This is a genomic window from Pseudodesulfovibrio alkaliphilus (assembly GCF_009729555.1).
GTDB classification, from domain to species: Bacteria; Desulfobacterota; Desulfovibrionia; order Desulfovibrionales; family Desulfovibrionaceae; genus Pseudodesulfovibrio; species Pseudodesulfovibrio alkaliphilus.
The window spans coordinates 53981-66608 of record NZ_WODC01000007.1 but is presented as its reverse complement, the minus strand read 5'-3'; the positions used below and the strand labels follow the sequence as shown (position 1 = coordinate 66608).

Annotated in this window: 10 protein-coding genes; 1 reads left to right on the top strand and 9 read right to left on the bottom strand. The window is 61.4% G+C overall.

Translation table 11 applies throughout. The features are described from left to right. Position 1 precedes the first annotated feature (1 nt). The 9 genes from ettA to GKC30_RS10985 all read right to left on the bottom strand — a co-directional run bounded on the left by ettA (position 2) and on the right by GKC30_RS10985 (position 11221). Positions 2–1684, bottom strand: a complete 1683-nt coding sequence (gene ettA, locus GKC30_RS11025; RefSeq protein ID WP_155934793.1) for an energy-dependent translational throttle protein EttA — start codon at positions 1682–1684, stop codon at positions 2–4. A 92-nt stretch (positions 1685–1776) separates the two neighbouring features. Continuing rightward, positions 1777–2607: a 2-oxoacid:ferredoxin oxidoreductase subunit beta gene (locus GKC30_RS11020; protein WP_155934792.1), complete on the bottom strand. Its 831-nt coding sequence runs from the start codon at positions 2605–2607 to the stop codon at positions 1777–1779. 16 nt (positions 2608–2623) lie between these two features. Next, positions 2624–4327: a 2-oxoacid:acceptor oxidoreductase subunit alpha gene (locus tag GKC30_RS11015; protein ID WP_155934791.1), complete on the bottom strand. Its 1704-nt coding sequence runs from the start codon at positions 4325–4327 to the stop codon at positions 2624–2626. Between the two features lie 72 nt (positions 4328–4399). Then, on the bottom strand, positions 4400–4906 hold the full coding sequence (locus GKC30_RS11010) for a ferritin (protein ID WP_155934790.1): 507 nt from the start codon (positions 4904–4906) through the stop codon (positions 4400–4402). A gap of 145 nt (positions 4907–5051) precedes the next feature. Further along, complete coding sequence (gene recD2, locus GKC30_RS11005; RefSeq protein ID WP_155934789.1) at positions 5052–7262, bottom strand: SF1B family DNA helicase RecD2; 2211 nt, start codon at positions 7260–7262, stop codon at positions 5052–5054. A 16-nt stretch (positions 7263–7278) separates the two neighbouring features. Next, positions 7279–7884 (bottom strand): recombination mediator RecR, encoded by a 606-nt coding sequence (recR, locus tag GKC30_RS11000; RefSeq protein ID WP_155934788.1) that lies wholly within the window; start codon positions 7882–7884, stop codon positions 7279–7281. 9 nt (positions 7885–7893) lie between these two features. Then, positions 7894–8205, bottom strand: coding sequence for a YbaB/EbfC family nucleoid-associated protein (locus tag GKC30_RS10995; RefSeq protein WP_155934787.1), 312 nt, complete (start codon positions 8203–8205; stop codon positions 7894–7896). A gap of 46 nt (positions 8206–8251) precedes the next feature. After that, entirely contained in the window at positions 8252–10177 is a 1926-nt protein-coding gene (gene dnaX / locus GKC30_RS10990) for a DNA polymerase III subunit gamma/tau (protein ID WP_155934786.1), read from the bottom strand. A 120-nt stretch (positions 10178–10297) separates the two neighbouring features. Further along, positions 10298–11221, bottom strand: coding sequence for a branched-chain amino acid transaminase (locus GKC30_RS10985; RefSeq protein ID WP_155934785.1), 924 nt, complete (start codon positions 11219–11221; stop codon positions 10298–10300). 191 nt (positions 11222–11412) lie between these two features. On the opposite strand from GKC30_RS10985, the gene GKC30_RS10980 reads away from it, so the two are divergent. Further along, positions 11413–12624 carry an aminotransferase class I/II-fold pyridoxal phosphate-dependent enzyme gene (locus GKC30_RS10980; RefSeq protein WP_155934784.1) on the top strand — a complete coding sequence of 404 codons (1212 nt, stop codon included), beginning with the start codon at positions 11413–11415 and terminating at the stop codon, positions 12622–12624. The last annotated feature ends 4 nt before the right edge of the window (positions 12625–12628 follow it).

Sequence of the window (12628 nt, the reverse complement as noted above, 5' to 3'; positions counted from 1 at the left end):
ATCAGCGGGTCAGTCTGCGGAACTTGATCCGGTGGGGCTGGTCAGCGTCCACGCCCAGCCGTTTCTTGCGGTCCTGTACATAGTCGCTGTAGTTGCCTTCCACAAAGACGGCGCGGGAATCGCCCTCAAAGGCGATGATGTGTGTGGCCACACGGTCCAGGAACCAACGGTCATGGCTGATGACCAGCACGCAGCCCGCAAAGTTGTCCAACCCGTCTTCCAGGGCGCGCATGGTGTTCACGTCCAGGTCGTTGGTGGGCTCGTCGAGCAGCAGCACGTTGGCACCGGACTTGAGCATTTGGGCCAGGTGGACACGGTTGCGCTCGCCGCCGGAGAGGACATCCACGTGTTTTTGCTGGTCCTGCCCGGCAAAATTGAAACGCGAGCAATAGGCCCGGGCGTTGATCTCGCGATCGCCCAGTTTGATGAACTCCGCTCCTTCGCTGATGATCTCGTACACGGTCTTGCCAGGGACGAGCGAGGCGCGATTCTGGTCGGCGTAGGCCAGTTTGACCGTGGAACCAAGGATCATCTCGCCTGAATCGGGCTTCTCCTCGCCCACGATCATCTTGAAGAGCGTGGATTTGCCCGCGCCGTTGGGGCCGACAATGCCGACGATGGCATTGGGCGGCAGAATGAAGTTCATGTCCTCCACCAGAAGCTTGTCGCCCATGGACTTGGTCACATGCTCGGCCACCACCACCTGCTTGCCGAGGTGCGGTCCCGGCGGGATGTAGATTTGCAGATCGTCGGCCAACCGCTGGCTCTCGTGGCTGAGCATGGATTCGTAGGCATTGATGCGCGCCTTGCCTTTGGCCCTGCGGCCCTTGGGAGACATGCGTATCCACTCCAGCTCACGCTCCAGGGTCTTCTGACGCTCGGACTCGGCCTTGCTCTCCTGATTGAGACGGTTCTGCTTTTGCTCGAGCCAGGAGGAGTAATTGCCCTTCCAAGGTATGCCCCGGCCACGATCCAGTTCCAAAATCCAGCCCGCCACGTTGTCGAGAAAGTAGCGGTCATGGGTCACGGCGATAACCGTGCCCGGAAACTGAGAGAGGAATTTCTCCAGCCAGGCCACGGAATCGGCGTCGAGGTGGTTGGTGGGCTCGTCGAGGAGCAGGATGTCCGGGGCCTGGAGCAACAGACGACACAGGGCCACACGACGACGCTCGCCGCCGGAGATGACCGAGACCGGCGTGTCGGGCGGCGGGCAGCGCAGGGAGTCCATGGCCATGTCGAGCTTGGAATCGATATCCCAAGCACCCTTGGCATCCATCATCTCCTGGACCCGACCCTGGCGCTCGATGAGAGCGTCCATCTCATCCGCCTCCATGGGTTCGGCGAACTTCTCGTTGATCTCATTGTATTCGCGGACGATGGCCATGATCTCGCCCACGCCCTCCTCGACCACCTCGCGCACGGTGCGGGTCTCGTCCACCAACGGCTCCTGCTCCAGGTAGCCCACGGTGTACCCTTCCTTGACGTGGGTTTCGCCTTCGAACTCCGTGTCAACACCCGCCAGGATCTTGAGCAGCGAGCTTTTGCCCGAACCGTTGAGACCAAGTACGCCGATCTTGGCACCATAGAAGTAGGACAGGGATATGTTCTTCAGTACCTCACGCTGTCCGTGACGCTTGGTCACCTTGTACATGGAGTAGATGATTTTTTCCGAATCGTTGCTCATTGTTACCTCATCAAAAGGGGTTGTCTCGTGGGCAAGAGCTTTTGCAAAGAAGCCGCCCTTTGTAAAGGGATATCCTCGACCGTTCGTGCCGATCAGGCATAGGACTCCAGCACGGCCACCAGGGCGTCGGCCCCATAGCGATGCCTTGCCAGCGGCATGGACGTGGCCAGCACCGGCCGTTCGCCACGATAAAGTACGCCAAGGGGGATGCGCTCGCCGAACTCGTCGGCTAGGGCCATGGCAGAGGCCCAATCCGTCGGATCGTGATCCTCAATGATACGGCAATGCTCCTTATACCAACCGAAAGTGTTGACTTTGTTGAAGGAAACGCAAGGCTGAAAAATGTCCACCAGGGAAAAGCCGGGATGGCTAACAGCCTGGACGATCATCTCCGTCAGGTGCTCGGGCTCGCCGGTAAAGGCGCGGGCCACGAACCCGGCCTTCATGGCCACGGCCACGGCCACTGGGTTGAAAGCCTCGGAGGGCGCCCCGCCGGGCTGGGTCTTGGTCACATGCCCGCGCTGGGTGGTGGGGCTGGCCTGCCCCTTGGTCAGCCCGTATATCTGGTTGTCGTGGACCAGCAGGGTGATGTCCATGTTGCGCCGGATGGCGGCCAGGAAGTGATTGCCGCCTTCGCCATAGACGCAGCCGTCACCGGACTGGCAGATGACTGTCATCTCCGGGTTGGCCATCTTCATGCCCTGGGCCACGGGCAGGGACCGGCCGTGCAAACCGTTGAACATGTGGCAGTGCATGTAGTGCGGGGCCTTGGCCGCCTGGCCTATTCCCGAGGAGACCATCACCCGATGCGGGGGCAGGTCAAGGCGCATAAGCGCCTTCTTGAGGGACTCCAGCAGCGGGAAATTGCCGCAGCCGGGACACCAGGAGGTCTCGAATTGACCGTATTGTTCGATAGATGTCATGGACTCGCTCCCTTGGCTAGACGATGCTTTCAAGGCCCTTGAGAATATACCGTGGACTGAGCGGCCTGCCGTCGAAGCGCAGGACTGAGCCGGTGACCACAAATCCTGTCTCGCGGGCCACCAGCCGGGCGAACTGGGCCGTGGCGTTGCCCTCCACGGCCACCACCTGTCCGGCGGATTCAAGGAAATCCATGAACTGCTCCTCGCGCAGGGGATAGACCTGGCTGAAATGGAGCACGGTCGTACGCACAAGGCCCTTGGCGTTCAGGGTTTGCGCCGCCTCAAGACATGCGCCAAGGGATGATCCCCAGCACAGGAGCACAAGGTCCGCACCCTCATCACTTTCGTCGGGGCCATAATACTCTGGACCGATAACGTCCTGCATCAGGCCGTTGCCCTTGTCCAGCCGCTTGACGTTCTGGCGCACCCGGTTGGCCGCGTCCTCGGTGATGCGGCCATGTTCGTCGTGCTCGTGGGAATCGGCCCGCACCAGCACCTCGGAAAAGCCGGGCACCATCCGTGGCGAGACGCCATCGTCTGTCAGGGCGTAGCGCGCATAGGGAGATGGAGCCTCCAGAAGCGGCTGCGCGATCTCGGGCAGCCCGCCGAGGTCAAAGGGGGCAACAGTCCTGTACGAGTCGGCCAGGAACTGGTCCGTGAGCACGAACATGGGCGTCTGGTACTGCTCGGCCAGATCAAAGGCGCGATGGGTGAGATAAAAGCATTGCTCCACCGTTCCGGGAGCAAATACGGCCCTGGGGAACTCGCCGTGACCGGAATAGAGAACCAGATTCAGGTCCGCCTGCTCGGTGCGGGTGGCCATGCCCGTGGCCGGGCCGGGCCGCTGGGCCACCACGACCACCAGCGGCGTCTCCGAGACCCCGGCCAAGCTCACGCCTTCGGTCATCAGGGCGAACCCGCCCCCGGAGGTGGCCACCAAGGCCCTGGCTCCGGCATAGGAAGCGCCGATGGCCATGTTGATGGCCGCGATCTCGTCCTCGGCCTGATCATGGACCAATCCCAGCGGCGCTCCCTTGGCGATAAGGGTGATGGGCACGGTGGTTGCCGGGGTCATGGGATAGAAGGACACGAAGTTGCATCCGGCGGCCAGAGCGCCCAGGGCGATAGCCTCGTTGCCGTCGAGCATCAGCCGCTTGCCCGGATGCTCCGGCGGCGGTGCGATGCAGGAAAAGTCGAACGCCTGCTCCCCGACCCAGTCATGAGCCTTGCGCACCACTTCGATATTGGCCTGGACCACTGCCTCCCCCTTCTTGGCGAAGGTCTGGCGCAGCAGGTCTTCAAGAATGGACACCTCGCCACACACGGCCGCGCCAAGGACACCCAGGGCCGCCACGTTGTGGAACAGCGGTTTGGGGGCCAGCTCCTTGAAGGGCACACGCAGGGCGTTCAGTCCTGCGGTGTCGATGGTGTCCCCGGCGATGACGATGGCCCCGGCATTGAGCTGGGCACTTTGCTCGTCGATAGTCCTGCCATCAAGGGCCACCAGTACGTCGATTCCCTCCGCGATGGCCATCACCGGCTCCGCCCCCATGCGGATGGAAAAGAAATTGTGTCCGCCCCGAATGCGCGACATGTAGTCCTGATTGACCAGCAGATGATACCCGGCCCTCGTGGCGGCTCGTGCCATGAGCTGGCCCACTGTGGCCAGTCCCTGCCCGGCTCCGCCGCCGATGACGATGTTGATGCTTGTGTCCGGCATGTCTCTCTCCTGTACGCGCCTTCATGAAAAGGGCCGAACGGATGCACCGTCCGGCCCTGTGATTTCGACCATCTAGGCGTTGGTCGGGGGCGTAAAAATCCGGGTGCCCAGGTCGCGATCGAGCATGAACAGCCCGCCGCCGTCACCCACCATCTTGAGCTTGCCCACGATATCGCCCACGGAATCCTCTTCCTCCACCTGTTCAGAGATGAACCATTGCAGGAAGATGCCCACAGCATGGTTGCGCTCGTCCATGGCCAGATCGGCCAGGGCGTTGATGCGTGCGGTCACGCCCTGTTCATGCTCCAAAGCATGCTCGAAGGCGGCCAGGGGCGACTCCCATGCGTAGGGCGGGGCCTCGATGGCTCCAAGCCTGGCATGCCCCCCTGCCTCATTGATATAGTTGAAGAAACGCATGGCGTGGAACATTTCCTCCTGATACTGGGCGTACATCCAGGAGGAGAATCCAGCCAGACCGGCCCCGGCGAAGTGGGAGGCCATGGAAAGATAGATGTGGGCAGAATAAATCTCCCAGTTCATCTGGTCGTTGAGCGCGTCCTGCATTTTTTCACTGAGCATGAAGACTCCGTGCCTTGCGGCGGATTGGTTGGTTGATCCACCCCCCTCGACTCCGGGCGGGGTATGGCTGAGTGACGTGAAACATCAACTGACAATACACCACCTTTCCAGGCGGTTTGCAAGGGAATGGGAAGAAGACGAATCGTCAGGCGAGGCTGGCCTGGACGAATCTGCCACGCAGCCGATGGGCGAGATGAGTGTTGCGTTGTCCGGCCGTGGCGTTGTTCAGACCGATCTGGAATGCCCGTTCGCTGCCGATGAGCACGGCCAGCTCGCGGGCGCGGGTCAGTCCGGTGTAGAGCAGATTGCGTTGCAGGAGCATGAAATGCTGAGTGACGATGGGCATGACCACAGCCCGGTATTCGCTGCCCTGGGACTTGTGAACACTCACGGCATAGGCGAGTCCAAGCTCGTCCATCTCCGATGCCTCATACTGAACATGGTTGCCGTCGAACTCCACAACCAGTTCATGGGCCTCCATGTCCACGTCCACGATCCAGCCGAGGTCGCCGTTGAACACTTCCTTGTCGTAATTGTTCTTGAGTTGAATGACCCGGTCGCCTGCCCGGTAGGTGACAAATTTGCGCTTTAGTTCGCGGGCGTTCGGACCTGACGGATTGAGCCGTTCCTGCAGGGCCGCATTGAGGGCCTGGGTGCCCACCTCCCCCTTGTGCATGGGAGTGAGCACCTGTATGTCGCGCAGGGGATCAAGCCCGTAGCGCTCGGGGATACGTTCGCAGACGCTGTCGAGGATGAGCCGCTGCACCTTGGCCGGGTCCTCCTGGGGAATCCAGAAAAAATCGGCCTGCGGAGCCTGACAGGGGTGCTGGCGGGGAAACTGTCCGCTGTTGATGCGGTGGGCATTGACCACGATAAAGCTCTCCTGGGCCTGACGGAAGATATGGGTCAGGACCGCGCAGGGAACCTTGGCTGAGTTGATCAGGTCTGCCAGGACGTTGCCCGGACCGACGCTGGGCAACTGATTGACATCGCCCACCAGGATCAGGCGGCAGGTGTGCGGCAGAGAGCGCAGGATGGACACGAACAGGTGCGCATCCACCATGCTCGCCTCATCCACCACCAGTACGTCCGCCTTGAGCTTCTGGTCCTCGCAGTAATGGAACCCGCCGTCCGGCTGGTACTGGAGCAGACGGTGGACCGTCAGGGCCGCGTGGCCCGTCGCCTCGGCCATGCGCTTGGCCGCCCGGCCCGTGGGCGCGGCCTGCTTGATCTTGAGGCCCAGCTCCTTGAGGGTGAGCATGATGGCCCTGGTGATGGTGGTCTTTCCTGTGCCCGGCCCGCCTGTGATGATGAAGACCTTGTTGCTGCACGCCTCGAAAACGGCCCCGCGCTGTTCGTCGGAAAGCTTGAAACCAAGCCTGTCCTCCACCTTGGGCAGAGTCTTCTCGATTTTCTTGCGGCTTACAGGCGTGGGATGGCTGACCAGTTGGTGGAGCCGCTGGGCTATCTCGTTCTCGTAGTGATAAAAATGTATCAGGTAGACGGCGTCAGACACGCCCTGGTCCGCCAGGGTCTCGATACGCACCCGTTTTTTCTCCTCCAGCGAATACAGCGCAAGCTCGAGTCTGTCGAAATCCGTGGTGTCGAGCATCCGGGCCACATCGGAAAGAAGCGTGTCTCTGGGAATGAACAGGTGCCCGCCACGGTCGCAGGAGGTGAACAGCGTGTAGGCGATGGCCGCCTCCAGCCTCTGGGCGCAATCCGGGGCAAAGCCGAGTTTCATGGCCATCTGGTCTGCGGTGCGAAAGCCCACACCGCGGATCTCGTAGGCCAGGTCATAGGGATTGTCGCGCAGCTTGCGCTCTGCCTGGGCGCCGTGCAGATGGAAAATCTTCCCGGCAAAGGTGGTGGGCACGCCATGGGTTTGGAGAAAGACGAGCAGATTCTTGATCTCGCGCTGACGGCTCCAGGAGTCGACGATGTCCGTGAGCTTGTTTTTGGAGATGCCCTTGATGGTCAGGAGCTGCTCCGGATCGTCGTCAAGGAGGTCCAGCACAGATACGCCAAAGACCTCCACCAGCCTTGTGGCGGTCTTTTCGCCCACGCCCTTGATGGAAGATTGCAGAAAACGGATGACCCCGTTCTCGGTGGCGGGTCGGGCCTGTTCGAAGGTACGCACCTCGAACTGGCGGCCAAACTTGGGGTGCGTGGTCCAGACGCCGTGCAGGTCCAAGGTGGACCCGGCCGTCAACTCGCCCATGGTGCCCACGATGGAGAACTGGCCCGGCTCGTCGCGCAGACGGCAGCGGGCGATGGCATAGCCGTTCTCCCTGTTGTGGTAGACCACGGACTGCACCTCTGCCCCGGAGAGAAAGGTCAGCTGCTCCTCACTCATGGTCGTTGCCCGCCGCTCACACTTTCTGCCTGTGGACCAGGGATTGCCGAAGCGTCTCCCTGTCCATGAATTTGACCTCTCCGCCCATGGGAATGCCCTGGGCCAGACGGCTGACATTGATGTCGGAGAACTCCGCCTCGACCAGATTCTTGATGAACGAGGCCGTGGCCTCGGCATCCAGCGTGGCGCCCAGGGCCAGGATCAGTTCCCGCACATGCCCGGCCCGGAGATGGCGGCGCAGCCGCTCGGTTTCCAGGTTGGCCGGAGACACCCCATCAAGGGGCGAGAGTAGGCCTCCCAGGACCAGATAGCGGCCCCGGTACACGCCCATGTCCTCCATGGCCAGCAGCGCGTCCCACTCGGGCACGACACAGAGCTGGTCCACCTCGCGGGCCGGGTCGGCGCAGATGGCGCAGGGACTGGCCTCGGCCAGACAGGCGCACTCCTCGCACAGACACAGGTTCTCACGCAGATCGAGAATGGACTTTGCCACACCGTTGGCCCGCTCGCGTGGCATCTTGAGCAGGGTCAGCGCAATGCGCAGGGCCGATTTTGGCCCCACTCCGGGAAGGCTGGAGAGCTGCTCCACCACCTCCCTGAGGGGACCTGGAATATTCTGCAAAGCCGTCTCCTAGAACATTCCGGGGATGTTCAACCCGCCGGTCACGGCCGAGAGTTCCTTCTCCATGAGTTCCTTGGATTTCTTGAGGGCCTCGTTGGCCGCGGTCAGGACCAGATCCTGGAGCATCTCCACGTCTCCGGCTTCGACCACGCTCGGTTCGATGGACACCCCGACCAGTTCCTGGCCGCCAGTGACCGTGACCTTGACCATGCCGCCGCCGCTCGCCGCCTCAACAGTCATGGACTTGAGCTGTTCCTGCTTCTCGCTCATCTTGCGCTGCATGATCTGCGCCTGACGAATCATCTCGTTCATGTTTCTCATGATAATCTCCGTAGTGTCTGAATGGGCCATGCCCGATGAATGTCGATTACTGCCTGCGGTGGCTCACCGAAAGCATCTGCGCACTGAAGGCTTCCATCACCTTGAGAACGCCCGGATGCCGCTCGGCCTCTTCCTGAAGCTGTCTGTCCGTCTTGGGGACGGCAATATCACCTGTTTCCACCCGAAGTTCAACCTCGGGGCCGAAATACTCCCCGGCCAGGGCTGCAAGGGATGAAAATGTTGCATTGTCAGTCAGTTGCGAGCAGTGCATCCGGGACTTGCAGCGTATGACCAGCTCGGACTTTCCCAGATGGCCTTCGGTCAGGCGGAGCATGGCCACCCGAACCCCGGCCTGGCCGTTGCGCTCGGCGACGAAATCAAGAAAGCCGCTCCAGTCGCGCCGACCTGCCTGTCGGGACGGAGCTGGGGGCTGAAGCGGCGCCTCCCATTGGGCATGGTCAGTTGCCTGATCCGTCATCTCGGGCGGGCAGTCCCGGTCTTCTGGCGGTCCCTGGTCATAGGACGGCGGTATCTGCTCCTGTGGCGCGGCGGGCGCTGGAACCCGTGTTTCAACCTGGGGCATGGCAGCGCCTGATCGATATTCCTGCGAGTCCGCTGGGGGTTCCCCTGCCGGGGTTTCCGGGTCGCTCGCCGTCCCGGCCCCGCCGGGAGCCCGGCCCTGGGGAGCGGACGGTGCCGGACGCTGGGCCGCTTGCTGCGAAGGGGCTGAAGAAACCGGCCGGGGCGGCTCGAACCGCTGTCCCTGGCCGGATGGTCCGGCATGGCCCGGCCCGGATCCCGGAACGCGGCGCGGCGGTGTTCCCTGTCCAGAACCGCCATCCTTGGGCCCCGGACCGGCCATGGCCTGAAGATCAATCAGGTCGGGCAGACAGGTCTGGTTCAAAAGCAGCAGTTCCAGCGCCAAAGCGGGCTCAAGGCTGGTCATGACCTTGCGCTGGCCGTCGAGGGTCATCTGCCAACAGGCATGGATGTGGGCAGGCGCGAACTTCACGGCCCAGTCCATCCAGGCCCGGCTCTCGTCATCCGAGAGGCCGAGCAGTGGCAGGGCTTCGGGCCCGGCCTGCCGCAGCAGAAACATGTTGCGCCAGCAGGTGGTCAGCTCGCGCAGGAAGAACCCAAGATCAAGCCCCTGATCCAAAACCTGCCGCAGAACCAGCCCCACGGCCACGAGATCGCGTGAATACATGGCCTCCATGAGCCGCAAAAACACATCCTGCCCGGCCAGCCCGAGAAAACCGCGCACACTCTCCTCGCGCAGCACCTCCTCGCCCATGGCCAGGGCCTGACCAAGCAGCGACATGGAATCGCGCACACTGCCCGCACCGCGCTTGGCAATAATCTGGAGGGCACCCGGTTCGTATTGCAGCGCCTCGGCGTTCATGAGCTTTTCCAGATGATCCACAAGTCCCTGCTGGGAGAGCATCTTGAAGGTATAGTGCTGGCAGCGGCTGACGATGGTGGCTGGAAACTTGTGCGGCTCTGTGGTGGCCATGATGAAGGTGGCACGCGGCGGAGGCTCCTCAAGGGTCTTGAGCAACGCGTTGAACGCCTCCTTGGTCAACATGTGCGCCTCGTCGATGATAAAGACCTTGTAGCGGCACTCCACCGGAGCGTACCCGATGTCCTCCTTGAGACGGCGGGCGTCATCGATGCCCCGATTGGAGGCCCCGTCGATCTCTATGACATCCACGGCCACCCCGGCCGTGATCTGCCTGCAGTTGGAGCACTGGTTGCACGGCTCGGCCGTAGGTGAATCAACGCAATTGAGGGCCTTGGCGAAGATACGGGCGATGGTGGTTTTGCCCACCCCCCGCGTCCCAGAAAAAAGATAAGCCGGAGCGATGCGGTCCTGCTGCGCGGCCCGCGAGAGGATCGCCTTGATGGCTTCCTGCCCGGCGACCTCGGCAAAGGTCTGGGGCCTGTATTTGGCGGTGAGATTCGATGTGCTCATAAGTCTGCCTGATGCTTGTGCGCGGCCGCAAATTTCGACAACAGCGCATGGGATTGGGGGAAATCCGACCAGCCGCGCCGGATTTCCCCCTTGTCTAGCAGATGACGGGCCGACTTGCCACTAGATGGTGTAGCGGTGAAGCCAGTGCTCGTAGTCGGGGTTCTCACCCTTGACGATCTTGAAATACTCGGTTTGAAGCAGCTTTGCCACCGGCCCGGCCTTGCCCTCGCCGATCTCGCGGCGATCAATGGAACTGACCGGGGTGAGTTCGGCCGCTGTGCCGGTAAAGAAGACCTCGTCGGCGATGTAGAGCATGTCGCGGGTGATGGGCTCCTCGCGGACCTCGTAGCCCAGGTCCGTGGCCAGGTTGATGATCGAGTCGCGAGTCAGGCCGCCCAGAACGCCATCGGAGTGCGGGGTGTAAATGACATCGTTGACCACCATGAAAATGTTCTCGCCAGACCCCTCGGACACATGGCCGGTGGTATCCAGCAGCACGGCTTCGTGGTAGCCGTCGGCCACGGCCTCGGTCTTGGCCAGCACGGAGTTGACATAGTTGCCGCAGGCTTTGGCCTTGGTCATCATCACATTGACGTGATGGCGGGCAAAGGTGCTGGTTTTGATCTTGATGCCCTTTTCCAGTGCCTCGTCACCCAGGTACGCGCCCCAAGGCCATGTGGCGATGACCGTGCGGATGGGATTGTTGCCAGGATGCACCCCCATGACGCCTTCGCCGATAAAGACGAGCGGGCGCAGATAGGCTCCGGCCAGCTTGTTGCGCATCAGGGTCTCAATGGCGGCATCGCATAATTCGGCGGCGCTGTAGGGCACCTTGAGGCCCAGTATCTTGGCCGAGTTGACCAGTCTGATCATATGCTCTTCAAGCCGGAAGACCTCGGAGCTGCCGTCGGTACACTGGTAGGCCCGGATGCCTTCGAAGACGCCGGCACCATAGTGCAGTGTATGGGTCAGGACGTGGACATTTGCCTCGTCCCAGGGGACTTGTTTGCCATCAAACCAGATGGTTTCCGATTTTTGGACCATGAAATTCGCTCCTTGGGAAGTGTGTGGCAGGAAGCCTCGACAATGCACGAGTAAAAAATGAAAAGTATGAAAAAGCGACCACAAGGTCAAGATGCGATGCCAAAGGCCTCGGAATTTCATTTTGACAGGCCAAGGCGTCGAGAGTAAGAAATCTACTCTTGCACCCATACTTATTTCAGGAGTTTCTTGCCATGTCCAAATTCGCGAGAGTCGATAGGCTCCCCCCTTACGTCTTCGCCCAGGTCAACGAGTTGAAGATGAAGATGCGCCACGCGGGCGCGGACATCATTGATCTTGGCATGGGCAACCCCGACGTGCCCACTCCCAAGCCTATCCTCGACAAGCTGACTGAAGCCGCCTATCGACCCGGCAACTCCAAGTATTCGGCATCCAAGGGCATCAAGGGACTGCGCAAGGCTATTCGCGACTGGTATCTACGCCGTTATGATGTCTCCCTTGACGACAACCAGGAGGTCTGTGTGACCATGGGGGCCAAGGAGGGGTTAGCCCACTTGGCGCTGGCCATGCTCAGCCCCGGCGACGTAGTCCTCGCCCCGGACCCGGCCTACCCCATCCATCCTTACGCCTCCATCATCGCGGGAGCCGACGTACGTAGGGTGCCCATCGGTCCCGGCCAGGACTTTTTCGAGAACCTGGAAACAGCCGTGCGTCATACATGGCCCAAGCCAAAGCTCCTGATCATCAACTTCCCGCACAACCCGACCACCCAGTGCGTGGAGCTGCCCTTTTTCCAGCGCATTGTGGACTTCGCCCGCGAACACAAGCTTTTCGTCATCCACGACCTTGCATATGCGGACTTCGTCTTTGACGGCTACACCGCCCCGAGCTTCATGCAGGCCGAAGGGGCCAAGGACGTGGGCGTGGAGTTCTTTTCCATGACCAAGAGCTACTCCATGGCGGGTATGCGCGTGGGATTTTGCGTGGGCAACCCGGACATGGTTCAGGCCCTGACCCGCCTCAAAAGCTATCTCGACTACGGCATCTACCAGCCCATTCAGATTGCAGCCACCTGCGCCCTCAATGGCGACCTGGGCGAGAATCCAAAATTCACCACCGAGGACATGGACAAGGCGGTGAAAGAGATCATGTCCGTGTACACAGACCGGCGCGACGCCCTGTGTGAAGGTCTCAACCGCATCGGCTGGACCGTGACCCCGCCCAAGGCGACCATGTTCCTATGGGCTCCCATTCCCGAGGAGTTCCGCCACATGGGCTCGGTGGAGTTTGCCAAGATGCTTCTGCAGGAAGCCGAGGTGGCTGTTTCTCCCGGCCTCGGATTCGGCGAGTACGGCGACGACCATGTCCGGTTCAGTTTTGTGGAGAACCGTCACCGCACCAATCAGGCAGTGCGCAATCTCCGAAAATTCTTCGGAAAGGGCTAATCGA